The sequence below is a fragment of the Mitsuaria sp. RG genome (assembly GCF_028369275.1).
GTDB classification, from domain to species: Bacteria; Pseudomonadota; Gammaproteobacteria; order Pseudomonadales; family Pseudomonadaceae; genus Aquipseudomonas; species Aquipseudomonas peradeniyensis.
In genome coordinates this window covers 15,070-40,648 of record NZ_JAQMYQ010000014.1, presented here as the reverse complement: position 1 = coordinate 40,648, position 25,579 = coordinate 15,070, and the positions used below count along the sequence as shown (strand labels likewise).

22 protein-coding genes are annotated in these 25,579 nt (G+C 66.1%); 14 read left to right on the top strand and 8 right to left on the bottom strand.

What is annotated here, in order from left to right:
* Positions 1-65 precede the first annotated feature (65 nt).
* From algK to POF53_RS10385, 11 genes are all read left to right on the top strand, one after another.
* A complete protein-coding gene (gene algK / locus POF53_RS10435; RefSeq protein WP_498967591.1) occupies positions 66-1,499 on the top strand; it encodes an alginate biosynthesis TPR repeat lipoprotein AlgK in 1,434 nt (477 codons plus the stop codon).
* A complete protein-coding gene (locus POF53_RS10430; RefSeq protein WP_203650671.1) occupies positions 1,496-2,974 on the top strand; it encodes an alginate export family protein in 1,479 nt (492 codons plus the stop codon). The genes algK and POF53_RS10430 overlap by 4 nt, the downstream gene beginning before the upstream one ends.
* A gap of 19 nt (positions 2,975-2,993) precedes the next feature.
* Entirely contained in the window at positions 2,994-4,550 is a 1,557-nt protein-coding gene (algG, locus tag POF53_RS10425) for a mannuronan 5-epimerase AlgG (RefSeq protein WP_186712910.1), read from the top strand.
* A 13-nt stretch (positions 4,551-4,563) separates the two neighbouring features.
* On the top strand, positions 4,564-6,009 hold the full coding sequence (locus tag POF53_RS10420; RefSeq protein ID WP_203650669.1) for an alginate O-acetyltransferase: 1,446 nt from the start codon (positions 4,564-4,566) through the stop codon (positions 6,007-6,009).
* 7 nt (positions 6,010-6,016) lie between these two features.
* Complete coding sequence (locus POF53_RS10415) at positions 6,017-7,120, top strand: mannuronate-specific alginate lyase (protein ID WP_475859599.1); 1,104 nt, start codon at positions 6,017-6,019, stop codon at positions 7,118-7,120.
* Positions 7,121-7,298: 178 nt separating this feature from the next.
* Positions 7,299-8,756 (top strand): MBOAT family O-acyltransferase, encoded by a 1,458-nt coding sequence (locus POF53_RS10410; RefSeq protein WP_232855685.1) that lies wholly within the window; start codon positions 7,299-7,301, stop codon positions 8,754-8,756.
* A gap of 10 nt (positions 8,757-8,766) precedes the next feature.
* The gene (locus POF53_RS10405) at positions 8,767-9,918 is read left to right on the top strand and encodes an alginate O-acetyltransferase (protein WP_203650650.1); all 1,152 of its coding nucleotides are present in this window, start codon (positions 8,767-8,769) and stop codon (positions 9,916-9,918) included.
* 20 nt (positions 9,919-9,938) lie between these two features.
* Positions 9,939-10,586, top strand: coding sequence for an alginate O-acetyltransferase AlgF (locus POF53_RS10400; RefSeq protein WP_203650648.1), 648 nt, complete (start codon positions 9,939-9,941; stop codon positions 10,584-10,586).
* A gap of 34 nt (positions 10,587-10,620) precedes the next feature.
* Positions 10,621-12,075 carry a mannose-1-phosphate guanylyltransferase/mannose-6-phosphate isomerase gene (locus POF53_RS10395; protein WP_203650646.1) on the top strand — a complete coding sequence of 485 codons (1,455 nt, stop codon included), beginning with the start codon at positions 10,621-10,623 and terminating at the stop codon, positions 12,073-12,075.
* 166 nt (positions 12,076-12,241) lie between these two features.
* A complete protein-coding gene (locus POF53_RS10390) occupies positions 12,242-12,706 on the top strand; it encodes a multidrug transporter (RefSeq protein WP_203650644.1) in 465 nt (154 codons plus the stop codon).
* Positions 12,707-12,840: 134 nt separating this feature from the next.
* Positions 12,841-13,653 carry an SDR family oxidoreductase gene (locus tag POF53_RS10385; protein WP_203650642.1) on the top strand — a complete coding sequence of 271 codons (813 nt, stop codon included), beginning with the start codon at positions 12,841-12,843 and terminating at the stop codon, positions 13,651-13,653.
* A 75-nt stretch (positions 13,654-13,728) separates the two neighbouring features.
* On the opposite strand, the gene POF53_RS10380 is transcribed toward POF53_RS10385, so the two are convergent.
* The 4 genes from POF53_RS10380 to POF53_RS10365 all read right to left on the bottom strand — a co-directional run bounded on the left by POF53_RS10380 (position 13,729) and on the right by POF53_RS10365 (position 19,044).
* On the bottom strand, positions 13,729-15,138 hold the full coding sequence (locus POF53_RS10380) for an efflux transporter outer membrane subunit (protein ID WP_498967585.1): 1,410 nt from the start codon (positions 15,136-15,138) through the stop codon (positions 13,729-13,731).
* Between the two features lie 134 nt (positions 15,139-15,272).
* Positions 15,273-16,334, bottom strand: a complete 1,062-nt coding sequence (locus POF53_RS10375; protein ID WP_475859603.1) for an HlyD family secretion protein — start codon at positions 16,332-16,334, stop codon at positions 15,273-15,275.
* A gap of 27 nt (positions 16,335-16,361) precedes the next feature.
* A complete protein-coding gene (locus POF53_RS10370; RefSeq protein ID WP_203650638.1) occupies positions 16,362-17,885 on the bottom strand; it encodes an MFS transporter in 1,524 nt (507 codons plus the stop codon).
* A gap of 238 nt (positions 17,886-18,123) precedes the next feature.
* Complete coding sequence (locus tag POF53_RS10365) at positions 18,124-19,044, bottom strand: LysR family transcriptional regulator (protein ID WP_498967583.1); 921 nt, start codon at positions 19,042-19,044, stop codon at positions 18,124-18,126.
* A 241-nt stretch (positions 19,045-19,285) separates the two neighbouring features.
* Between POF53_RS10365 and POF53_RS10360 the strand changes: the two genes are divergently transcribed.
* The 3 genes from POF53_RS10360 (at position 19,286) to POF53_RS10350 (ending at position 20,640) form a co-directional block, all read left to right on the top strand.
* Positions 19,286-19,732 (top strand): universal stress protein, encoded by a 447-nt coding sequence (locus POF53_RS10360; RefSeq protein WP_498967581.1) that lies wholly within the window; start codon positions 19,286-19,288, stop codon positions 19,730-19,732.
* A gap of 87 nt (positions 19,733-19,819) precedes the next feature.
* Positions 19,820-20,146: a type II toxin-antitoxin system PrlF family antitoxin gene (locus POF53_RS10355; RefSeq protein WP_050704328.1), complete on the top strand. Its 327-nt coding sequence runs from the start codon at positions 19,820-19,822 to the stop codon at positions 20,144-20,146.
* The gene (locus POF53_RS10350; RefSeq protein ID WP_203650632.1) at positions 20,143-20,640 is read left to right on the top strand and encodes a type II toxin-antitoxin system YhaV family toxin; all 498 of its coding nucleotides are present in this window, start codon (positions 20,143-20,145) and stop codon (positions 20,638-20,640) included. The genes POF53_RS10355 and POF53_RS10350 overlap by 4 nt, the downstream gene beginning before the upstream one ends.
* A 44-nt stretch (positions 20,641-20,684) precedes the next feature.
* On the opposite strand, the gene POF53_RS10345 is transcribed toward POF53_RS10350, so the two are convergent.
* From POF53_RS10345 to POF53_RS10330, 4 genes are read right to left on the bottom strand one after another with little or no spacing between them, the layout of a single operon-like run.
* Positions 20,685-21,545: an efflux RND transporter periplasmic adaptor subunit gene (locus POF53_RS10345; RefSeq protein ID WP_254464516.1), complete on the bottom strand. Its 861-nt coding sequence runs from the start codon at positions 21,543-21,545 to the stop codon at positions 20,685-20,687.
* A gap of 10 nt (positions 21,546-21,555) precedes the next feature.
* Positions 21,556-21,756 carry a DUF1656 domain-containing protein gene (locus POF53_RS10340; protein WP_028689551.1) on the bottom strand — a complete coding sequence of 67 codons (201 nt, stop codon included), beginning with the start codon at positions 21,754-21,756 and terminating at the stop codon, positions 21,556-21,558.
* On the bottom strand, positions 21,746-23,923 hold the full coding sequence (locus POF53_RS10335; RefSeq protein ID WP_254464515.1) for an FUSC family protein: 2,178 nt from the start codon (positions 23,921-23,923) through the stop codon (positions 21,746-21,748). The genes POF53_RS10340 and POF53_RS10335 overlap by 11 nt, the downstream gene beginning before the upstream one ends.
* The gene (locus tag POF53_RS10330) at positions 23,920-25,446 is read right to left on the bottom strand and encodes an efflux transporter outer membrane subunit (protein ID WP_254464514.1); all 1,527 of its coding nucleotides are present in this window, start codon (positions 25,444-25,446) and stop codon (positions 23,920-23,922) included. The genes POF53_RS10335 and POF53_RS10330 overlap by 4 nt, the downstream gene beginning before the upstream one ends.
* Positions 25,447-25,579 lie beyond the last annotated feature (133 nt).

Genomic DNA, 25,579 nt, shown 5'->3' with positions numbered 1-25,579 from the left:
CGTCGCCTGGATCGCGGCACAAGGCCGCTCCTACAGGGACCGCGCCGCACCCTGTAGGAGCGGGCTTGCCCCGCGATCGGGTGCGCAGCGCCCGCCCATTGGCATGGTGCGCCCTGGCCGCCGCCATCACCCTGGCCGGCTGCGCCGGCCTGCCCGACCAGCGCCTGGCCAATGAAGCGCTCAAGCGCGGCGACACCGCCACCGCCGAGCGCAACTACAAGGCCCTGGCCGACCTCGGCTACAGCGATGCCCAGGTAGGCCTGGCCGATATCCAGGTCGCCACCCGCGACCCGGCGAAACTCAAGGAGGCCGAAGCCACCTACCGCGCCGCCGCCGCCACCTCGCCCCGTGCCCAGGCGCGTCTCGGCCGCCTGCTGGTGGCCAAGCCCGACAGCACCCAGGCCGAACGCGAGGAGGCCGAAACCCTGCTCAAGCACGCCGCACAACAGGGCGAAAGCAACACCCTGATCCCGCTGGCGATGCTCTACCTGCAGTACCCGCAGAGCTTCCCCAAGGTCAACGCCCAGCAGCAGATCGACCAGTGGCGCGCCGCCGGCAACCCCGAGGCGGGCCTTGCCCAGGTCCTGCTGTACCGCACCGAGGGCACCTACGACCAGCACCTGGGCGATGTGGAGAAGATCTGCAAGGCGGCACTGACCAGCACCGACATCTGCTACGTCGAGCTGGCCACCGTCTACCAGAAACGCGCCCAGCCCGACCAGCAGGCCGCCCTGCTCGAACAACTGAAAGCCGCCCATGCCCGTGGCGCCGTGCCGGCCACCCGGGTCGACAGCGTCGCCCGGGTGCTGGCCGACCGCAGCCTCGGCCAGACCGACGAGAAGACCGCCAAGGACCTGCTCGAGCACATCGCCCCGGCCAACCCGGCCTCGTGGGTGAGCCTGGCGCAACTGCTCTACGACTTCCCCGAGCTGGGCGACACCGACCAGTTGATGGCCTACATCGACAAGGGCCGCGAGGCCGAGCAACCCCGCGCCGAACTGCTGCTGGGCCGCCTCTACTACGAAGGCAAGACCGTGCCCGCCGACGCGCAGAAGGCCCAGGAGCACCTGCAGGCCGCCGCCGACGCCGGCGAGGTCAGCGCCGACTACTACCTCGGCCAGCTCTACCGCCGTGGCTACCTGGGCCAGGTCGAGCCGCAGAAAGCCGTGGACCACCTGCTCGCCGCCGCCCGCGGCGGCCAGAACAGCGCCGACTACGCCCTGGCCCAGCTGTTCAGCGAAGGCCACGGCATCCGCCCGGCACCGACCAATGCCTGGGTGTTCGCCCAGCTGTCACAGGTCAACCCGACCCCGCAGTCGACCGAACTGCTGCAACAGCTCGACCAGCAGCTCACGCCCGACCAGCGCAACCAGGCGCAGGACCTGCTGGCGCAGGAGAAGCGGGCACGCGGCAGCATGACCCAGGGCGCCAACAGCACCCTGGCCATCGAAGCACTGCAGGACGAGAAAGACGACGTAGACGCCGAGGATTCGCTATGACGCTCAACCCCTTCGTGAAAGCCGGCATCGGCCTGGGCTTCGCCCTGCTGTGGTCGATGCCGACCCTGGCGGCGGAAACCGCGCAGAAGAACTTCGGCCTCGACGTGAAGATCACCGGCCAGTCCGAGGACGACCGCGACCTGGGCACCCGCTCCGGCGGCGACGTCAACGGCCTGGGCCTGGACCTGCGACCCTGGGTGTACGGTGAGCGCGGCCACTGGAGCGCCTTCGCCATGGGCCAGGCGGTGGCCGCCACCGACATCATCGAGACCGACACTCTGCGCCAGAACGACGACGGCACCACCAGCGACAACGGCGACGACAGCCGCAAGCCGGACAAGAGCTACCTGGCCATGCGCGAGTTCTGGATCGGCTACAGCGGCCTGACCCCCTACCCCGGCGAGCAGCTGCGCTTCGGCCGCCAGCGCCTGCGCAGCGACGACGGCATGTGGCGCGACACCAACATCGAGGCGCTGAACTGGACCTTCGACACCACCCTGCTCAAGGCCGACCTGGGCGTGGCCCAGCGCTTCAGCGAATACCGCACCGACCTCACCGAGCTGGCCCCGGAGGACAAGGACCGCACCCACGTCTATGGCAACGTCGCCACGCAGTGGACACCCGGCCACTGGGTCGGCCTGCGCGCCCACCACACTCATGACGGCGGCAGCCTGAAAAGCCCAGGCGAAACCGTCGACGCCCTCGACAAGACTCGCACGGGCGATCTCACCTGGCTGGGCCTGGAGGCCAACAGCGATGCCTACAACTGGCGCAACGACCACACCGTCAACTACTGGGGCAGCGTCACCTGGCTGACCGGCGATCGCGACACCCTCAGCAGCCAGGCGGTGGGCAACGACCAGGTCGCCACCGGCAAGCAGAGCGGCGACGTCAACGCCTGGGCCACCGACCTCGGCATCCGCCTGCGCCTGGACCCGCAATGGCAGGTCGGCGCGGCCTATGCCCGGGGCAGCGGCGGTGGCGGCAGCGACGGTTCGAACAACTTCGAGCAGACCGGCCTTGAGAGCAACCGCTCCAACTTCACCGGCACCCGCTCGCGGGTGCACCGCTTCGGCGAAGCGTTCCGCGGCGAGCTGGGCAACCTGCAGGCCGCCACCCTGTTCGCCTCCTGGCAGCTGCGCGACGACTACGACGCCAGCTTCATCTACCACAAGTTCTGGCGCGTCGACGGCAAGCAGAACATCGGCTCCAGTGGCATCAACGCGGTGGTCGACGACGGCGGCATCAACCGTCCGCTGGTGCAGGGTGAGAAAGACCTCGGCCAGGAGATGGACGTGGTCGTCACCAAGTACTTCAAGCAAGGCCTGCTGCCGGCCTCGATCAGCCAGTCGATCGACGAGCCGTCGGCCCTGGTGCGCCTGCGCGCCGGCGTGTTCAAGCCGGGCGACGCCTATGGCAAAGAGGCCGACTCGTACATGCACCGCGCCTTCGTCGACGTGATCTGGCGCTACTGAGGCCGGGAGAGGATTTGACATGAACCTGCACCCGAACCTTCGCCACAGCCTGCTGGCCAGCGCCCTGCTGCTGGCCGCAGGCCTGGCCCAGGCCGCCGAGCCGGAAATGGCCAAGGGGCTGCAACAGGCCAAGACCTACACCGTTGCCAGTGCGCCGATCGAGCCACTGCTGATGGACCCGCCCAAGCTACCCGACCTCTCCGGCTACACCGCCGAAGCCGTGCAGAAGAAGATCGACCGCCGCCACAAGGGCAAGGTCAGCGTGCGCCGCATGCTCCAGGAGGACACCCTCAAGGAGTTCATCGGCGGCGACAATAAGGGCGCCGAGTGGGTGCGGCGCCAGCACGGCATTCCCCAGGCGATCTTCGTCGATGACGGGCATGTCGACCTGGTGGAACTGAGCAAAAAGGTGCCCGACCAGTACCTGCGCGAGACCGCGCCGGGGGTCTACCTCGCCCGCCTGCCGATCGTGGTCGGGCGCAAGGGCGTGCTGGAGATCGACGGCAAGGTCAAGGAGCTGCGCCTGTCCGAAGAGGCCGGCTCGTTCATCGTCAACGACGGCAAGCTGTTCGTCAGCGATACCCGGGTGACCGGCTGGCGCGAGCAGGCCAACGGCCCGGCAACCTTCCGCAAGCCCGATGAATTCCGCCCGTTCCTGCTCAGCTGGGGCGGCACCGAGACCTATATCGTCAACAGCAAGATGGCCAGCTTCGGCTACGCCAAGTCCAAGTCGTACGGCGTGAGCATCTCGCAGTACACGCCGAACATGGCCAAGCAGATGGGCCGCCCGGAACCCACCGGCTGGATCATCGGCTCCGAGTTCAGCGACATGTGGTACGGCTTCTACTGCTACGAGACCCAGGACTTCGTGATCAAGGACTCGACCTACCGCGACAACATCGTCTACGGCATCGACCCCCACGACCGTTCGCACCGCCTGATCATCGCCGGCAACACCGTGTACGGCACCAAGAAGAAGCACGGGATCATCGTTTCGCGCGAGGTCAACGACAGCTGGATCATCAACAACAAGAGCTACGACAACAAGCTCTCGGGCGTGGTGATCGACCGCAACAGCGTCAACAACCTGATCGCCTACAACGAGATCTACCGCAACCATACCGACGGCATCACCCTGTACGAGAGCGGCGACAACCTGATCTGGGGCAACAAGCTGATCAACAACCGCCGCCACGGCATCCGCGTGCGCAACAGCGTGAACATCCGCCTGTACGAGAACGTCGCCATGGCCAACGGTCTGGTGGGCGTGTACGGACACATCAAGGACCTCTCCGACACCGACCGCGACATCGCCCTCGACCCGTTCGACACCAAGGTGTCGCTGATCGTGGTCGGCGGCGAGCTGGCGGCCAACGGCTCCGGCCCGCTGTCGATCGATTCGCCCCTGTCGGTGGAGCTGTACAAGGTGTCGATGCTGATGCCGCGCAAGGCCAACGGCATCAGCTTCAACGGCGTGCTCGGCGAGCGCCAGGACGAAATCCTCGACCTGCTGGTGCGCCAGCAGAAGGCCGTGCTGATCGACCCGGTCGAACGCCAGACCGAAATGATCGACTAAGGAAGCCCAGACCATGACTCCACACCTGATGAAACTGCTGGGCCTGTCCGCCGCCCTCCTGGCCATCAGCCAGGGCGTGCGCGCCGACGAGGTCAAGGCGCCGACCTTCAGCGCCGAGCCCTGCTGCCAGCTGTGCCCCGAAGCCCACGACGCCAGCCGCTACACCACGCGCTACCAGCAGAACTTCACCACTCTGGTGCAGGCCCAGGGCGACTGGCTGTTCCGTACCCGCGAAGACCTGCGCACCGAATTCGACACCACCCCGGGCGGCTACAAGCGCCTGCAGCAGGTGCACGACGCGTTCAAGAAGCGCGGCGTCGAGCTGGTGGTGGTGTACCAGCCGACTCGCGGCCTGGTGAACCGCAACATGCTCAACCCCGAGGAAAAGGCCGCCTTCGATTACCAGAAGGCACTGCGCAACTACCAGGCCATGCTCCAGCGCTTCGCCAAGATGGGCTACAACGTGCCCGACCTGTCGCCGCTGACCAACGAGCAATTGGCCGCGGCCGACCAGGGCAAGGACTTCTACTTCCGCGGCGACCAGCACTGGACGCCCTACGGCGCCGAGCGCGCGGCGAAAATCGTCGCCGACACCGTGCACCAGATGCCGGCCTTCGAAGGCATCCCGCGCAAGGAATTCGAGACCAGGAAGTCCGGACGCATGGGCAAGACCGGCACCCTGCACAACGTCGCCGGCCAGCTGTGCGGCACCAGCTACGCGGTGCAGTACATGGACCAGTTCGCCACCGAGCCCAAGGGCGGCGCCAGCGGCGGCGACGACCTGTTCGGTGATTCGGGCAACGCGCAGATCACCTTGGTGGGCACCAGCCACAGCGGCAAGAACTACAACTTCTCGGGCTTCCTCGAGCAGTACATTGGCGCCGATGTGCTCAACGTCGCCTTCCCCGGGGGCGGTCTGGAAGGTTCGATGATCCAGTACCTGGGCAGCGAGGAGTTCCAGAACAACCCGCCGAAGATCCTGGTCTGGGAGTTCTCCCCGCTCTACCGCCTGGACCAGGAAACCATCTGGCGGCAGATCCTCGGCCTGCTCGACGACGGCTGCGACGACCGTCCCGCGCAGATGAGCGCCAGCGCCACCCTCAAGCCCGGCAAGAACGAGCTGATGGTCAACGGCAAGAATGGCGTGATCAAGGACCTGGTCAACCGCAACCACCAGCTCGACATCAAGTTCGAGGACACCTCGGTGAAAGTGCTGCAGGCCACTCTGTGGTACCTCAACGGCCGCCACGAGGACATCAAGATCGAGAAGCCCGAGACCTCCGACACCGATGGACGCTTCGTCTTCCAGATGCGCGAGGACGAAGACTGGGCAGGCCAGAACCTGCTCGCCCTGGAGGTCCAGGGGCCGGAAAGCGGCACGCAGAAAGTCGAAGCCAAACTCTGCAAACGCAACAACTTCGCCAGCCCCGCGCAGCACACCGCGCAGGCCGGCCAGTGAGGCAAGCATGACTTCCATCCACCGCAAGACCGCACCCGCTTTGCTCGCCCTCGCCCTGTTCGGCGGTGCGGCGCAGGCCGCGCTGGTACCGCCCCAGGGTTACTACGAGGGCATCGAGAAACTCAAGACCGGCGACGGCAATTTCCGCTGTGAGGCCGCACCCAAGCCCTATACCGGCGCGCTGGTGTTCCGCAGCAAGTACGAAGGCTCGGACAAGGCCCGGGCGACGCTCAATGCCGCCTCGGAAAAAGCCTTTCGCAAATCCACCGAGGACATCACCACCCTCGAGAAGGGCGTGAGCAAGATGGTCGGCCAGTACATGCGCGATGGCCGCCCGGCGCAACTGGACTGCGCACTGACCTGGCTCGACACCTGGGCGCGCGCCGATGCGCTGATGTCCACCGATTACAACCACACCGGCAAGTCCATGCGCAAATGGGCGCTGGGCAGCATGAGCGGGTCGTGGCTGCGCCTGAAGTTCTCCAACTCGCAGCCACTGGCGGCGCACCGGGCCGAGGCCGAGCAGATCGAGAAATGGTTCGTGCGCCTGGCCCGGCAGACCGTGCGTGACTGGAGCGACCTGCCGCTGGAGAAGATCAACAACCACAGCTACTGGGCGGCCTGGTCGGTGATGGCCACCGCGGTGGCCACCGACCGCCAGGACCTCTTCGACTGGGCGGTGAAGGAATACAAGGTCGGCGCCAACCAGGTCGATGAGCAGGGCTTTTTGCCCAACGAGCTCAAGCGCCGCCAGCGTGCCCTGGCCTACCACAACTACGCCCTGCCGCCGCTGGCGATGATCGCCAGCTTCGCCCAGGCCAACGGCGTGGACCTGCGCAAGGAAAACAACTTCGCCCTGCAACGCCTCGGCGAAGGCGTGCTGGCCGGTGCCCGCGATCCTGTTCATTTCAACACCCGCGCCGGCGTGAAGCAGGACCTGAAGGATTTGAAGATCGACAGCAAGTACGCCTGGCTCGAGCCGTGGTGCGCACTGTACCAGTGCGTTGGCGACACCTTGGCGCGCAAGCACGACATGCAGCCGTTCAACAGTTTCAGGCTGGGTGGGGATGTGACGCGGGTCTATGACCCGGGCGCTGCTTTGAAGAAATAGACAACCCTGTGGGAGCGGGTTTACCCGCGAAAGGGCCAGACCTGCCATGTGCGGTGCCTGTGCCGGCCTCTTCGCGGGTAAACCCGCTCCCACAGGGACCTAGGTATCTCCCACTTTTTTGGTGGGGGGTTTGGGGGGCGCTGTGCCCCGGATGCTGTGAACAACAAGGAGAACCGGGATGGTCTTCTCGTCCAACGTGTTCCTGTTCCTGTTCCTGCCGGTTTTCCTCGGCTTGTACTACGTGAGCGGGAACCGCTATCGCAACCTGCTGCTGCTGGTTGCCAGCTACATCTTCTACGCCTGGTGGCGGGTGGACTTCCTCGCCCTGTTCGCCGGGGTCACCCTGTGGAACTACTGGATCGGCCTGAAGGTCGGCGCCGCCGGCGTGCGCACCAAGCCCGCGCAGCGCTGGCTGCTGCTCGGCGTGGGTGTCGACCTGTGCATCCTCGGCTACTTCAAGTACGCCAACTTCGGCGTCGACAGCCTCAACGCGATCATGACCTCGATGGGGCTGGAGCCGTTCATCCTCACCCACGTGCTGCTGCCGATCGGCATCTCGTTCTACATCTTCGAGTCGATCAGCTACATCATCGACGTGTACCGCGGCGACACCCCGGCCACCCGCAACCTGATCGACTTCGCCGCCTTCGTGGCGATCTTCCCGCACCTGATCGCCGGCCCCGTGCTGCGCTTCAAGGACCTGGTCGACCAGTTCAACAACCGCACCCACACCCTGGACAAGTTCTCCGAAGGCTGCACCCGCTTCATGCAGGGCTTCATCAAGAAAGTGTTCATCGCCGACACCCTGGCGGTGGTCGCCGATCACTGCTTCGCCCTGGAGAACCCCACCACCGGTGACGCCTGGCTCGGCGCCCTGGCCTACACCGCGCAGCTGTACTTCGACTTCTCCGGCTACAGCGACATGGCCATCGGCCTGGGCCTGATGATGGGCTTTCGCTTCATGGAGAACTTCAAGCAGCCCTACATCAGCCAGTCGATCACCGAGTTCTGGCGGCGCTGGCACATCAGCCTGTCGACCTGGCTGCGCGACTACCTGTACATCACCCTGGGCGGCAACCGCAAAGGCACCTTCAACACCTACCGCAACCTGTTCCTGACCATGCTGCTGGGCGGGCTGTGGCACGGCGCCAACTTCACCTACATCATCTGGGGCGCCTGGCACGGCATGTGGCTGGCGATCGAGCGGGCGTTGGGCCTGGACACCAACCCGCAGCGTTTCAACCCGGTGAAATGGGCCTTCACGTTCCTGCTGGTGGTGGTCGGCTGGGTGATCTTCCGCGCCGAGAACCTGCACGTGGCGGCACGCATGTACGGCGCCATGTTCAGCTTCGGCGACTGGCAGCTGTCGGAGCTCAACCGCGCCAACCTCACCGGCCTGCAGGTGGCCACGCTGATCGTCGCCTACCTGACCCTGGCGTTCTTCGGCCTGCGCGACTTCTACCGCAACGCAACGCCAGCACCCAAGGCCACCCCGGTGCAGGTCAACGCCGACGGCTCGGTAGGCCTGGACTGGACGCGGATCATGACCCGCGCCCTGGTCCTGCTGCTGTTCACCGCCTCGGTGCTCAAGCTCTCGGCGCAGAGCTACTCACCGTTCCTCTACTTCCAGTTCTGAGGCCCCGATCATGAACCGGACACTTCGCATCACCTATTCGCTGTCGTTCATGGGCCTGCTGGTCGGCCTGGGCGTGGCCTCGCTCGGCGGGCTGGAAAGCTTCAACCGCACAGGGCAGATGACCTTGCTCGACGGCAAGCTGGCCAAGGCCGCCGAGACCCACTACGACGAGCAGTTCCCGATCAAGCGTCTGGGCACCAACCTGTGGGCCGCGCTGGACTTCAAGCTGTTCAACGAAGGCCGTCCCGGCGTGGTGCTGGGCCGCGACCAGTGGCTGTTCAGCGACGAGGAGTTCAAGCCCACCGCCGGCGCCGAGCAGCTGATGCAGGACAACCTGGCGTTGGTGCGCGGCATCCGCGACGCCCTGCAACGCCACGGCAGCCAGCTGGTGCTGGCGATCGTGCCGGCCAAGGCGCGCCTGTACGCCGAGTACATCGGCAAGGAGACGCCGGCCAGCCTGCACGACGAGCTGTTCAACCGCTTCCACGCCCAGGCGCGCCAGGCCAATGTGTTCGCCCCCGACCTGCTGGCGCCGCTGGAGCAGGCCAAGGCCCGCGGCCAGGTGTTCCTGCGTACCGACACTCACTGGACGCCGATGGGCGCCGAGGTGGTCGCGCAGTCCATCGCCGAGGCAGTCAGCCGCCAGAACCTGCTCGACAGCGAACCCCAGGCGTTCATCACCGAGGCCGGCGCCACCGCGCCGTACAAGGGCGACCTGACCAACTTCCTGCCGCTGGACCCGCTGTTCAGCAACCTGTTGCCGTCCCCGGACAACCTGCAGCAGCGCAAGACTCACCCGGTGCAGGCCGAAGGCGATGACGCGCTGTTCGCCGACAACCGGATCCCGGTGGCGCTGGTGGGCACCAGCTACAGCGCCAACCCGCACTGGAACTTCCTCGGCGCCCTGCAGCAGGCGTTGCGCAGCGACGTCGCCAATTACGCCGAGGACGGCCATGGCCCGCTGCTGCCGATGCTCAAGTACCTGCAAAGCGACGCTTTCAAGAACGCCCCGCCACAGGTCGTGGTGTGGGAATTCCCCGAACGGTATCTGCCAATGAAGAACGACCTCAGCGCTTTCGATCCGCAGTGGATCGCGCAGCTGAAGAACTCCCGTCAATCCGAAGAAAACCTGGCCCTGTCGTCCAATCGGACGGACCACTGAAGATAGAGAGGAATACGCACATGACCACCAAGACTTCCATTGCCAAAGCCCTCACCCTCGCCGCCGGCCTGTCCCTGGCCTCGCTGCAGGCCTTCGCCGGCGCCGATGCCGCCCTCTATGGCCCAAGCGCGCCGAAGGGCTCGACCTTCGTGCGCCTGTACAACGCCGCCGGCAGCCCCGCCGCCGCGTCGGTCGGCAACACCCAGATCAAGCAGGTCGGCGCCCAGGCCAGCAGCGACTTCAGCTTCCTGCCCGGCGGTGACTACACCGCCCAGGTAGGCGGCAAGAGCGTCCCGGTGAAACTCGCCGCCGACAAGTACTACACCCTGGTCAACAGCGCCAGCGGCAACCCTCAGCTGATCGAGGAACCGCCGTTCAAGAACAAGCAGAAGGCCCTGGTGCGGGTACAGAACCTCAGCGACCAGTCGCTGACCCTGAAGACCGCCGATGGCAAGACCGAAGTGGTCAGCCCCGTGGCCGCCAAGGGCCGTGGCGAGCGCGAGATCAATCCGGTCAAGGTCAACCTGGCCCTGTATCAAGGCGACAAGAAAGTCGGCGACGTCAAACCCGTCGCCCTGGCGCGCGGCGAAGCCGCCGTGCTCTACGTCACCGGCAGCGGCAGCAGCCTGTCGCCGGTGTGGGTCACCCGTCCCGTAGCCACCAACTGATTCCTGCCCCTTACGACCTTATTGGAGAAACATCATGATCCCGGTAATTCTTTCTGGCGGTAGCGGTTCGCGTCTGTGGCCTCTGTCGCGCAAGCAGTTCCCCAAGCAGTTCCTGGCCCTGACCGGCGAACATACGCTGTTCCAGCAGACCATCCAGCGCCTGGTGTTCGACGGCATGGACACCCCCATCGTGGTCTGCAACAAGGACCACAAGTTCATCGTCCAGGAGCAGCTGAACGCGCTGAAGCTGGAAACCCAGGCCATCCTCATGGAGCCGTTCGGCCGCAACACCGCGCCGGCGGTGGCCATGACCGCAATGAAACTGGTCAACGAAGGCCGTGACGAGCTGATGCTGGTACTGCCGGCCGACCATGTGATCGAGGACCAGAAGGCCCTGCAGCGCGCCCTGGCCCTGGCCACCGTGGCCGCCGAACGCGGCGAGATGGTGCTGTTCGGCGTGCCGGCGACCAAACCCGAGACCGGCTACGGCTATATCCGCTCCAGCCAGGACGCGCTGCTGCCCGAGGGCGTGGCGCGGGTCGCGCAGTTCGTCGAGAAGCCCGACGAGAAACGCGCCAACGAGTTTGTCCGCGCCGGCGGCTACTTCTGGAACAGCGGCATGTTCCTGTTCCGCGCCAGCCGCTTCCTCGAAGAGCTGAAAAAGCACGACCCGGACATCTACGACACCTGCCTGCTGGCCCTGGAGCGCAGCCAGGAGGACGCCGATGCGCTGAGCATCGACGAAGCCACCTTCGCCTGCTGCCCGGACAACTCCATCGACTACGCGGTGATGGAGAAGACCCAGCGCGCCTGCGTGGTGCCGCTGTCGGCCGGCTGGAGCGACGTCGGCTGCTGGTCGTCGCTGTGGGACGTGCACGAGAAGGACGCCGACGGCAACGTCACCAAGGGCGACGTGGTGGTGCAGGACAGCCGCAACTGCATGATCCACGGCAACGGCAAGCTGGTGTCGGTGATTGGCCTTGAGAACATCGTGGTGGTCGAGACCAAGGACGCCATGATGATCGCCCACAAGGACAAGGTTCAGGGGGTCAAGCAGCTGGTCAACACCCTCGACGCCCAGGGCCGCACGGAAACCCAGAACCACCTGGAGGTGTACCGCCCGTGGGGCTCGTACGATTCGGTGGACATGGGCGGGCGCTTCCAGGTCAAGCACATCACCGTCAAGCCGGGCGCCAGCCTGTCGCTGCAGATGCACCATCACCGTGCCGAGCACTGGATCGTGGTGTCCGGCACGGCCGAAGTGACGTGTGACGAGAATGTGTTCCTGCTGACTGAGAACCAGTCGACCTATATCCCCATCGCCTCGGTGCACCGCCTGCGCAACCCGGGCAAGATCCCGCTGGAGATCATCGAGGTGCAGTCCGGGAGCTACCTGGGCGAGGATGATATCGAGCGCTTCGAGGATGTGTATGGGCGGACTTCGACGCCGGTGGAACGTGGGGTTTCGGTGAAGACCATCGCGCAGTAAAACGTTGGAACCGCTTCGCGGCACAAGGCCGCTCCTACAGGAGGTTGCGTTCCCTCTGTAGGAGCGGCCTTGTGCCGCGAAAGGAGGGCAAAGCCCTCCCGCTTTTGAGCCAATACCCATTTCCCGCTACGATGATCGAACCCCCGCCACCAAGGCCTGCCCCACCATGATCATCGGCGCCCTGCTCGTCCTCACCTGGCTGGTCCTGCTGCTGCGCTACCCGGCCAAGGCCCTGCCGATTTCCATGGCCGCCGTTTGTGGCCTGGGGCTGGTGGCGCTCTACGTGGTCTGGCAGGACACCCGCGAAGCCTCGCAACTGGCCCGCCTCGATATCCGCCTGGCCTACGCCCCCGAGCAGTGCCCCGCCGACCGCGTCCTGCAGGTGCGCATGAAGAACGGCAACAAGGCCCCGCTCAGCGAACTGCGCTGGCGCGTCGGCGCCTATGCGCCTGGCGATACCGTGAACCTGGCCGAGAACACCTACGCCGCCCCGCGCTATCGTGGCCCCGGCGAATTGCAGCCGGGCGCCGAATGGAGCGATTGCCTGCCATTGCCGCCACTGCGCTCGGGCTATCGGCCACAAACCCTGGAGTTTCGTGCCGAGCATCTGCAAGGTACATTCGCCAATTGATTCGTTGCCCGATCTGGCCTCTTCACGGGTAAACCCGCTTCCACAGGGTTGTGGTGATCCCTGTGGGAGCGGGTTTACCCGCGAAGAGGTCGGCACAGACGACCCATTCCATCTATCGATCACAGGCCCTTTACATGCCCACCGTCCTGATCACCGGTTGTTCCAGCGGCATCGGCCGCGCCCTGGCCGACGCCTTCCGCGATGCCGGCCATGAAGTCTGGGCCACCGCCCGCAAGGCACAGGATGTCGAACAACTGGCCGCTGCCGGCTTCAATGCCCGGCAACTGGACGTGAACGACGCCGAAGCCCTCGCCCGCCTGGCCGAGGAGCTGCAAAGCCTCGACATCCTGATCAACAACGCCGGCTACGGCGCCATGGGCCCGCTGCTCGACGGCGGGGTCGCAGCCATGCGCCAGCAGTTCGAAACCAACGTCTTCGCCCTGGTCGGCGTGACCCAGGCGCTGTTCCCGCTGCTGCGCCGTTCCCGTGGGCTGGTGGTGAACATCGGCAGTGTGTCGGGTGTGCTGGTGACGCCCTTCGCCGGTGCCTATTGTGCGTCCAAGGCCGCCGTGCACGGGCTGAGCGATGCCCTGCGCCTGGAGCTGGCGCCTTTCGGAATCAGGGTCATGGAGGTGCAGCCGGGCGCGATCGCCTCGCAGTTCGCCAGCAATGCGCAGCAGCAGGCCGAACAGGTACTGGCGAGCGGTTCGCCGTGGTGGCCCTTGCGCGAACAGGTACAGGCGCGGGCGCGAGCGTCGCAGGATCGACCGACGTCGGCGGCAGTGTTCGCCCAGGGGTTGCTGGCGGCGACGCGCAAATCGCCTGTGCCTGCACTGGTGCGTATCGGCAATGGCAGCACGGCCCTGCCGTTGATGGCCCGGCTGTTGCCACAGCGCCTGCTGGATTGGGTATTGCGCAAGCGCTTCGGATTGTTGCGACCGCTCTGACGTCGTCGCGGGGCAAGCCCGCTCCCACGCATACCTGGAAGCCCCCGTGGGAGCGGGCTTGCCCCGCGATGCTGCTCAGGCCTGGTCGAACGCCTGCCAGCCACCGCCCAGCGCCTTGTACAGCCCCACCAGCGCCTGCGACACCGCCGCCGAGCTGTCGATCCACTGCTCCTCGCTGGCCAGCAACGCCGACTGCACCGTCAGCACGTTGAGAAAGTCCACCGCCCCTTCCACATACTGGCGCTGCGCGGTCTCCAGGGCGATGCGGTTCTGCCGCACCGCCTCGGCCAGGTGATCGCGACGCAACTGGCTGGCGTTGTACAGGCGCAGCACATCGTCGATCTCATGCCAGGCGCCGAGCACCACCTTGCGGTAGTTCAGCGCCGCTTCCTGCTGCTGGGCCTCGCGCAGTTCCAACTGGCCCTTGAGCCGTCCGCCCTCGAAGATCGGCAACGACAGCTGCGGCCCGAAGGCGAACCTGCGCGAATCCCAGGCACCGAAATCGGACAACTGCATGGCCTGGAAACCGACACTTCCGGACAGGCGGATGCTCGGATAGAAATCGGCCTTGGCCACGCCGATGCTGGCGGTGGCCGCATGCAACCGGGCCTCGGCCTGGCGGATATCCGGACGGCGCTCGGCCAGCTCCGACGGCACGCCGATGGCAAAGCGCTGCTGCGGCGCGGGCAATTCGCCGCCCTGCAGCAGCTGGGACTGCAAGCTGCGCGGCGGTTCGGCGGCAAGCAGGCTCAGGGCATTGATCAGGTCGTCGCGGCGGGCCTCCAAGGTCGGCAGGCGCGCCTCGATCGACGCCACCTGGGCGCTGGCCTGGGCGACGTCGAGCCGGGTGGCGACACCTTCGGCCTGGCGGCCTTCGGACAGCTTCAGGCTGTGCCGGGCAACCTTGAGGTTGTCCTGGGTGATGTCCAGGGTGTGCTGCACGGCGCGCAGCTGGATGTAGTTGCCGGCGGTCTCCGACAGCAGCGCCAGCAGCACGCCACGGCGATCGTTCTCGGCGACCGCCACGGTCGCATCGGCGGCCTCGACTTGACGGCGCACACGCCCCCACAGGTCCAGTTCCCAACCGGCGACCAGATCGCCTTGCCACAAGTTATACGCCGACTTGCCGGCCTTGCCGGAGGGGTCGTTCAATCCTTCGGCGCTGTTACGCGCCCGGCTGTAGCCTGCGTTTGCATCCACCGAAGGCATCTCGTCGGCCGCCACGGTGCTGCGCAAGGCGCGGCTTTGCAGCAGGCGGGCGCTGGCCATCTGCAGGTCGAGATTGCGTTCGGCGACCTGCTGGATCAACGCGCTCAGCTGGGCGTCGTGAAAGCTGTCCCACCAGCGCAGTTCCAGCGGTTCGGCTACCGGCTGGCTGCTCGCTGCCTCACTTTGCAACGAGGCCCAATCCCGAGGCGCTTCGCTGGACGGGCTCTGGAAATCCGGTCCGAGGGTGCAGCCGGCCAGCATCGCGGCCAGCAGCAAGGGGGCCGCTGCGCGCCCCTTTCGCGGCGCAAGGCCGCTCCTACAAAGGATCGCGGTCGCCTGTAGGAGCGGCCTTGTGCCGCGAAAGGGCTGCACAGCAGCCCCGGCACTCTCAATTTTTTCAACCACATTGCTCATCGCGCCGTCACCTCTTTACCGGCCAGCTTGTCGCCCTGGGTGTCGATGACCGCCTCCACCGACATGCCCACCCGCAGGCGCTCCAGCAACGGTTGGCCGTCATCGAAAACGATCTTCACCGGAATACGCTGCACCACCTTGGTGAAGTTGCCGGTGGCGTTGTCCGGCTTCACCGCCGCGAAGGTCACCCCCGTGGCCGGGGCGATGCTCTCGACGCGGCCGTGGAGTTTCTCGCCGGAGAAGGTATCGACGCTGATGCTCACCGGCTGGCCCGGCTGAACGTGGGTCAGCTGGGTCTCCTGGAAATTGCCGACGATGTAGGCACGCTCCAGCGGCACCACCGACAACAGTCGTGCGCCCGGATTGACGTAGGCGCCGACGCGCAGGGCGCGCTCACCGACCATGCCGTCCACCGGCGCGGCAATGCGGGTGTAGGAAAGATCCAGCCGGGCTTTCTCCAGGCCGGCCTCGGCCCGTTTCAGCTGGCCATCGGCACTGGCCACCTGGGCGTCGAGGATATCCACCTGCTTGCGCGTCGCCACCAGCGCCGCCTGGGTGTTGGCCAGCCGGGCACGGGCCTGGTCAACGCCGCTACGCGCCTGCTGGGCGTTCTGCACGGTGCCGGCGCCCTGCTCGGCCAGGCGGCTGTAGCGGGTCACTTCGTGATCGGCGAACGCGGCCTCGGCCTGGGCCGCCTTCACCGCGGCCTCGGCCTGGGCGATCAGCGCCGCCTGGCGCTCGAGGGTGGCGCGGGCATCCAGGCTCTGCGCCCTGGCCACCAGCAACTGGGCCTGGGCCGCGTCGAGGGCGGCCTGGTAGTCCCGTGGGTCGATGGTCGCCAGTAACTGCCCGGCCTTCACCTGCTGGTTGTCCTCCACCAGCACTTCCTTGATGAAGCCCGCCACCTTCGGCGCGACCACGGTGTAGTCGGCGGTCACGTAGGCGTCGTTGGTGCTCTGGCGGTGGTCGCTGCCGAACATCCAGGGGCCGACGATGGCGGCCAGCACGGCCACGGCGAGCACCGAGCCGATAAGGATTGTCTTGCGGTTGTTGGTCATTTCAAGGTCTCGGATTCATCCACGGATTCAGGCCACCGCACGCGGCGGGAAGATCCGGGTAGGCACGAAGGGGATCAGGCAGATCAGGGCGACAGCGATGCCCGCCATCACCAGGTAAAGGTCGGCCGAGGTCAGCACCAGGGCCTGTTCATGGATGCGCTTGGCCAGGCCAACGGTGTTGTCGTCGATCAATGGCGCGTTGCCCAGGCTGTCGACCAGGTGGTTGGAATGAAAATGCCGGCGCAGGGTGCCCAGGGCGTCGAGCAGACCGCCGGCGATCACCGCCGACAGGCCCTTGACCGTGTTGAACCAGGCGGAGGCGAACGGGCCTTCCTGCGGGGTCATGCCATTGGTGGAAAGCATCAGCAGCGGCAGCACCGCCATGGGTTGGCCGAACACCTGCAGCAGGTAGAACGGATAGAAATCGCCGCGGATCCACTGCGAGGTCAGCAGGCTGCTGCCCACGCACGAGACCGCCAGCATGGCCAGGCCCGTCGCCAGCACCCAGCGGCAGTCCACCGCGCGGATGTTGCACAGCGCTGCGGTCAACGGCAGGGCGATCAGCTGCGGCATGGCCACCAGCATCATCAACGGGCTGGTCTGCGCCGGGCGATAGCCCTGGATCTGCGCCAGGTAGGCGGACGGAATGCTGCCCACCCCCGAAAGCACGATCAGCACCCCGGCCAGGGTCACCAGGGCGAAGCTCAGGTTGCGCCGCGTGAGCATGCGCAACTGGAAGAACGGCAGCGGCTCGGACCATTCGTTGAACATGAACAGCACCAGCAGCAACACGCCGCCGCCGAGCAGCCAGCAGATCAGCGGCGAATCGAACCAGCCCCAGCGATCGCCCAGCGACAGGCCGAGGACGATGCAGCTGATCGCCGGCAGGCCGAGCAACACGCCACGCCAGTCCAGTTGCCTGAAGCGCTCGAGGCGCAGCGGGTCCTGGGGCAGGCCCCAGCCGACGCAGGCGATCGCCAGCAGCGACGGCAGGATGATCTGCCAGAACGCCCATTGCCAGCCGACGTATTCAGTCCACAGGCCCGCCAACGGCGTGCCCAGGTTCGGTCCGAAGGTGGCGGTCAGGGCATAGCAGGCCAGGCCGTAGACCTTGATGCCCGGCGGCAGGAAACGCAGCGCCACGCTCATCAGCATCGGCGGCAAGGCGCCCGAGGCGAAGCCTTGCAGCACGCGCAGCAGCATCAGGCTGTGCAGGTTGGGGGCGAAGGGTTGGATCAGGCCAAGCACGGCGAACAGGCCGACGGCGCTCATGGTGAAGCGGCGCAACGAGAAGGTGGTGGCCAGCCAGGGCGCGAAGGCCATGGCCGAGACCGAGGCGGCGGCATACACCGCCAGCAGCCAGGCGCCTTCGTCAGCGCCGATGCCCATGGCACCACGGATGTCGCTTAGCGAAATCTTGGTCACCGCCTCGTTGAGCCCGGCGCACAGCACCGCTAGCAACACGCCGAACAGGCCGACCACCACCCGCAGGCCGAACGCCGTCTGCGCAGGGGCGACCAGCGCGGCAGTAGGCGCGGTCAGGGAACTCATGGATAGACATCTCCAGCAACAAATTCAGGGCTGGAGCAAGTCTATGAAGGTCGAATGCTGACGAAAACTGACTTGTTGGCAGGTTTATGTTGCGTCAGACGCAATCCATGAAAAATGCGCATCACCTGTAGGAGCGGCCTTGTGCCGCGAAAGGGCTGCAAAGCAGCCCCGGCGATTTTTGCGTTAACGCCGACATCCGGGGGCCGCGTTGCGCCCCTTTCGCGGCACAAGGCCGCTCCTACAGGTTAGCTGGCGTGGGCTCGCCCGCGCAGCAGGCGCGCATGGTCTGGCGCAGCCAGCGATGCGCCGGGTCGTTGTCGAACCGCGGATGCCAGGCCTGCATCACCCGCACCCGCTCCAGCGGCACCGGGATCTCGAACGAGCGCAGCGGCAGGCCGAACTTGGTCACGCTGCCGAGGATGTTCGCCGGCATCGGCAGGATCAGGTCCGACTCCGGCAACGAGAACATCGCCGAATGAAAGCTCGGCGTGATCAGCGCCACCCTGCGCTGCACGCCATGGGCGCCCAGCTCCACGTCGATCGGCCCATTGGCCCGCCCGCGCCGCGACACACTGATCTGCGGGTAGCGGGCAAAGCGCTGTGGGGTGATCTCGGCGTCGAAGATCGGGTGGTCGGCCCGCGCCAGCCCGACGAACCAGGTGTCGAACAGGCTCTGCACCTTGATCTCCGGTCCCATGTCGATGCTCGAACTGACCACCAGGTCGATCTGCCCGTGGCGCAGCACCAGGTCATCGTCGCCCTGGTGCTCGGGGACGAAGCGCAGCACGGTGTTCGGTGCCTGTTCGAGCATCATGTGCAGCAGGCGCGCACCGTACAGGGCGATGAACAGGTCGTTGGTACGGATGTTGAAGGCCCGGTCGAGGTTCGCCAGGTCGACCTCGTCGCCACTGCGAAACACCAGGCCGGCCTGCTCCACCAGCGCCCGTACCTGGTCGCGCAGGGCCAGTGCCCGGGGCGTCGGTACCAAGCCACGGCCAGCGCGCACCAGGATCGGGTCGCCCATGGCCTCGCGGATGCGCCCCAGCGTGCGGCTCATGGCCGCCGGGCTCAGGTTCATGCGCTGGGCAGCGCCGACCACGCTGCCTTCGTCGAGCAGGGCGTCGAGGGCGACGAGCAGGTTCATGTCCGGGAGTTGCATGGCCGTTTTCCGTGACAGCTGTGGGAAACGCGATGGTATCAGGTTGGTGGATTGCGTCAGGCGCAATGGCACCGTGCATGGAGGGCCATTTATCCCGGCCGGTCGATGCGTCAACCTGTACCGGCCCTCTCGCGGGGCAAGCCCGCTCCCACGCCATTCGTAAAACACTCGTGGGAGCGGGCTTGCCCCGCGATAGGGAGATCCAGCGTTTAAGAATGTCACCGCCCTGCAAGGAACCCCCATGCCCCGCCCGGTCCTGATTGCCATCGACGCCTCCCCCGCCAGCCACGCCCTGCTCGACCTCGCCCGTCGCTACTGCCGCCCTGACGAACACACCCTGCACGTGCTGCTGGCCATCGACGCTACCTTTGCCGTGCACGACCACCGTACGGCCTACACCGAAGAAGAGCTGGAGGAATACCCCGCCGCCTGCGACGAACAGCAATTGGCCGAGCACGCCGTGAACAGCGCCGTGGGCACCCTGCGCGAAGCCGGGTTCGACAGCCTGGGCTGCATGGTGGCCGGCCAGCCGGTGGAGGCGATCATCACCAAGGCCCGAGAGCTTGAATGCGAGCTGATCATCATTGGCCACCGCCACCTGTCGCGGGTCGGAAGGCTGCTGGATCCGTCAATCAGTGCCAAGGTGATCGACCGGGTACAAGTCCCAGTGCTGGTTGGGGCCGCTTGAGCCAGGAAAGCCGTTGATCAGGCAGGACACACCAGGTAATGCACTCGCATTACCTTGATCGATATTACCCCTCGCGGACCTACGATCATGGCCACTACCTTCGAAGCCGAGTCGACCCTGACCGAGCGCTACCAGACGACGGTCCCCGAAACCGTTCGCCGTGCCTTGGGCCTGAAAAAACGTGACAAGATTCACTACTCGATCCGCCCTGACGGAGCGGTAATACTGACCCGCGCAGAGACAGCCGAGGAAGACCCCGCCGTGGGGCAGTTCCTGGATTTCCTGGCCCGGGATATCGCCACGAATCCGCAACGATTGAAGGTTGTCGATGCAGAGCTCGTCGCTCGCCTGGATGCACTGGTGGGCGACGTTGAAATCGATCTCGATCAACCTCTCTCGGCGGATGATGAATGACTGAAACGAGGCGCAAACCTCTTTGCGTGCATGGCTGGAGCGTGTTCGCCCACCCCCTCTTTCTCGACAAACTGGAGGCACTCATCGATGAAGTCGAAGTGCTTCAGAAGAAGGATCCGGTCGGCTACGTAAAGAAAAATGCGGCAAAACGATTGAAGGCCGTCAGACGCTTGGCCTTCGACGTCATTGCCCAGGCGCCTGGCAACGCTGACCATCGAATGGGCGGCACACTGGGCGCGGAACACAAGCACTGGTTTCGTGCAAAGTTCTTCCAGCAATACCGCTTGTTTTATCGCTATCACGCCTCCAGCAAGATCATCGTGTTGGCGTGGGTGAACGATGACGACAGCAAACACGCTTACGAAAGCAGTGACGATGCCTACAGAGTGTTCCGTCGCATGCTGGGCAGCGGACACCCTCCTGATGACTGGGACCAACTGTTGCAGGAAGCGACCGCGGCAACAGCTCGATTCAACGCCACCCTCAAGCGCTGACACCTGCCCACCAATCCATCAACGGCGTCAGCGCAAGAACCGGATCATTCCTCGCTCGGTTTAACCACCACCGTACAGGTCGTCCCAGCCGCCAGCAGGAATCCTTCCGGCACTTCATCGATATGGATCCGCACCGGCACCCGCTGCGCCAGGCGCACCCAGTTGAAGGTTGGGTTCACATCGGCGATCAGCTCACGACTCTGCGGGTTGTCGCGGTCGTAGATGCCCCGGGCGATGCTCTCCACATGCCCCTTGATCCGCTCGCCGCTCATCATCTGCAGCTCGGCCACATCGCCCACCTTCACATGGGGCAACTTGGTCTCCTCGAAAAAGCCGTACACCCAGAACGACTGCTCATCCACCACCGCCATCACCGCCTCGCCGGTGCGGGCGTAGTCGCCCTTGTGGATGTTCAGGTTGGTCACGTAGCCATCGACGGTGGCGACGATCTGCGTGCGCTTGAGGTTCAGCTCGGCGGCCGCCAGCTGGGCCTGGGCGTGCTGGTAGTCGGCCAGTGCCGAGTCGGCGATGTTGCTGGCGTCGTCGCGGTTCTCTTTCGAGATCACCAGGTTGTCCAGATCGGCACGGCGCTTGGCATTCACCTTGCGCATCTCCCAGGTGGCCTTGCGCGAGGCCACCAGTGCCTTGGCCTGGTCCACCGCCAACTGGTAGTGCTCGGCATCGATGCGGATCAGCACATCGCCCTTCTTCACTCGCTGGTTGTCCTTGACCGGCACGTCCACCACATAGCCCGGCACATCGGCGGCGACGTTGATGATGTCGGCGCGCACCCGGCCGTCACGGGTCCACGGCGTGGTCATGTAGTGCAGCCACAGCTGACGGCCGATCGCCACGGCAGCGACCAGCACCAGCAGGGTGGCGATCAGGCTGAAGAACTTTTTCATTGCAGGATTCTCACCAGTAGAGCGACAGCGCCAGGGCGCCGAACAGGCAGACGAACAGCGACAGGCGCAGCAGCGCCGGGTGCCAGAAGAAGCGATAGCCATCAACGCTTGCGATGAACCGGTCCAGCCCCCAGGCCAGGCCCAGGGCGAACAGGAACATCAAGGTCATGGTGGGCATGTACACGCCATGGAAGGCGATCTCACGGGGCATGGTGCATTCCTTTCGCCGGTGCCAGCGGCGACTGTGGGTCGAGCAGGGAGGAACGTATGAAGTGCAGGTAGCTCTGCGCCCGGCGCAGCACCGAGGTGTCGAAGTGCCGGGCGAAGGGTTCGTCGGTGGCCTGCACGCGGCTGATCGCATGGTCCACCGCCACCAGCGCGCGCTCGTGGTTGCTGGCGCTGGGTTGCAGGAACAGCCGCGCCAGGGCCCGGCCCATCACGCGGATGGCCTGGCGCCAGGGCTGCGACTCGGCGTAGGCCGGGTGGATCGGCGCGCGATCCTGCTCCTTGCGCAGCTCGATGATGGCGTGGCCGATCTCCAGCACGGTGAACATCCAGCCCATCAGCTCGCTCTGCACCTGCGGCTTGCCGGCTGCCAGGCCATAGGCCTGGTGCAGCAGGTCGCGGGTGCGGCTCTCGAACGCCGAGCCCAACCCGCGCAGGCGCCCACCGATGGCGAACAGCACCTGCTCGCGCAGCTCCTGCTCCAGGCGGCTCCACAGCCAGCGGCTGTTGGGCGGCAGGATGATCGCCCCGGCCGCGGCGCAGACGAACATGCCGATGACCATGCCGATGTAGTCGTTGATGAAGGTGTAGGGGTTATAAACAGTCAGGTTGTTCGGCACCGAACCGATGGCGAAGAACACCAGCAGGCCCAGGCCGTAACCGGCATAGGCCGGGCGCGAGGCGAGGAACGCGCCGAGCACGAACACCGGCGCCAGCACCATGCACAGCAGCGGGAAACCGTCGATCCAGGGGAACACGAAGAACGTCTCGAAGAACCCGATGAACGCGCCGATCGCCGTCCCGCAGGCCATCTGGAACGACATGCGCTTGGGGTTCGGCGAGGCCGCCGACAGGCCCACGGTGACCGTGGCGATCAGGGTCATCATGGCGCCGCTGGGCCAGTCGCTGAGCAGCCAGTAGCTGCCCAGCAACAGCAGCACCGCCGAGGCGCGCACGCCGGCCGCCAGTGATACCAGCCAGCTGGTCTGGGCCACGTAGGGCTCGTCCCACTGCTCGCGCTCGTGCTTGTGCACGGCCAGCGAGGCGTGGGTCTCGGCGTAGCTGTACATCTCGTCGACGAAGCGGTAGAGCAGCTCGAAGGCGGTATGGAAGTCGAGCAGGTCGGACTCGCTGGGGTTGGTCTCCAGGTACTCGGCGCGCAGGCCACGCACCTGAGCCTGCAGGCCTTCCTTGTAGGTGCCCAGCTCCAGTGCCAGGCGCAAGGCATCAGCGTCAGTCAGAGCCCGACCGACATAGGGCTGCAGCAGCTCGGCCAGGGTGTCCAGGCCGGGCTCGATGGCGCTGACGATTTGCAACGGGCCACGGGCGCGCAGGCGTTCGAGCAACCGGTGCAGGGCGTTGAAGCGCGTGGTGATGGCCATGAACTCACTGTTCATCCGCACCAGGCGGCCGGAGCGCCGGCGCATGTGCGGGTCCTCGAAGGCGGTGACGTTGCGCAGGCTCTCCAGGCCCACCGCCTCGGCGACAAAGCGCACGTTGCTGGTCTCGAAGCGGTCGCGCTGGCTGTCGCCGCGCAGGGCCTCGACCACCACCCCGGCGAACACGCCGAAACGCTGGTACAGGCCGTTGCGCATGGCGGCACTGGCCGACTGCGGCAGGATCGCGGCACTGACGAAGGTCGAGACGAGAATCCCCAGGGCGATCTCCAGCACCCGCCACACTGCTGCCATGAACGCCTGGTCAGGGTGTTGCAGCACCGGCAGGCCGATCATCGCCGCCGTGTAACCGGCCAGCACGAAACCATAGGCGCGGAAGGTGCGGTAGCGCATGGCACCCGCCGAGCACAGGCCGACCCACAGCGCCAGGCTGGGCAGGAACAGCTCGGTGTTCTGCGGAAAGATTGCCATCAACGCGACCATCATCGCCGAGCCGGCCAGGGTGCCGAGCACCCGGTAGAAGCTCTTGGCGAACACATGGCCGCTCTGCGGCTGCATGACGATGAACACGGTGATCATCGCCGTGCGCGGCTGCGGCAGTTCCAGGCGCATGGCCAGCCACAGGGTGATGAACGCGGCGGCCAGCACCTTGAAGATGTAGACCCAGGTGACCCCGTCGGTGCGCGCCCAGGCGAAGAACCCCCGGCGCCATTCCAGGCTCCGCAGCCAGCGCAGGGGCAAGCTCGATGTGCTCATTCGGCGTGGTCCGGCTGGTCGAAGATGGCCAGGGTGGCCGGCGTTTTCGGTGCAGCCTGGCGCTCTTGCTCAGGGACATCCTTGCCCGCCTCCAGGCCGCCGCCCAGGGCGGTGACCAGCTCGGCGTGGGCGGTCAGGCGCGCGGCCTGCACCTGCTGCTGCACCTGCTGCTGGCGGAACAGCAGGGTCTGGGCGTTGAGCACGTTGAGGTAATCGGTCAGGCCACGCTGGAAGGCGACGGTGGCGATGTCGTAGGTCTTCTGCGCGGCGGCCACGCTTTCGGCGGCGAAGTGCGCCTGCTCCTTCATCGACTCGCGGCGGATCAGCTGGTCTGAAATGTTTTTCAGCGCGCCGATCACCGTCTGGTTGTAGCGTGCCACGGCCACGTCATAGCCGGCCGAGGCCACGCCCAGCTGCGAGCGCAGGCGGCCGCCATCGAAGATCGGCAGGCTGATGGCCGGCCCCACGTTGTAGTTGAACTTGCGCCCGGTGAGGAACTCCAGCGGGCCGCCGCCGGTGGCCATGAAGCCAAGGCCGCCGACCAGGTCGACGTTGGGGAAGAAACCGGCGTGGGCCACGTCGATGCCACGGGCCTGGGCCGCCACCTGCCAGCGGCTGGCAACCACGTCCGGGCGCTGGCCGACCAGTTCGGCGGGCAGGTTCGACGGCAGTTTCAGCGGCGCGCCGAGGGTCAGGGTCGGGCGTTGCAGCTGTGCGCCCTCCCCTGGCCCCTTGCCGGCCAGGGCGGCCAGCTGGTTACGAGTCAGGGCGATTTCTTCGTTGAGGCTGTCGATCTGGCGGTGGGTTTCCGGCAGCGGCGCCTCGGCCTGGCTGACCTCGAAATGGGTGCCGATGCCGCCGTCCAGGCGGCGCTTGGCCAGGGCGACGATCTGCTCCTGCTGCGCAAGCTCCGCCTGGACGATATCGCGCCGGGCGTAATGCAGGCTGAGCTGGATATAGGCGCGCACCACGTTGTTCTCCAGTTCCAGCTGGGCCTGGCGCGCCTCGGCGACGCTCATGTGCGCCTGGTCCACGGCCTGCTCGCTGGCATTGCGCTCGCGGCCCCACAGGTCCAGGGCGTAGCTGAAGCCGATGGCGGCGTTGTTGTCCCAAGTGTTGGCGCCGGACAACGCGCCCGGGCCGTAGAACTGATCCTCGGGCCAGTTGTGACGCTTGAGCGCGGCGTTGCCATTGGCCTGCAGTTTTTCCGCCGACTCGACCACGCCGGCCATGGCCTTGGCTTCCCGCACCCGGGCGGCGGCCATGGCCATGCTCGGGCTGCCGGCCAGGGCCTGGGCGATCCAGGCGTCGAGCTGCGGGTCGCCATAGACGCGCCACCATTGCTGGGCCGGCCAGTGGGCGTCGCGCGCGGCCTCGCGGATCGCGGCGTCGGTGGTCAGTTGGTTGGCTTGGAGGGTCTTGCTTTGCGGGGCGATGCCCCAGGTTCCGATACAGCCGCTCAAGGTGAGACAAAGGGCACAGGCACTGAACGCATGGAGCGCTCTGATGTGGCGACGCGGCACAGCTGCGATTTCCCGAGGAAGAGGTGGAGGGGCCGGGCAATTCTAGGGGCCGCCCGCACTGGCGATAAGCGCATAATCCTGCGAATCTTTGTTACCAAAACAGCGATAATCCGGCTTTAGTCGGAGGCAAAAC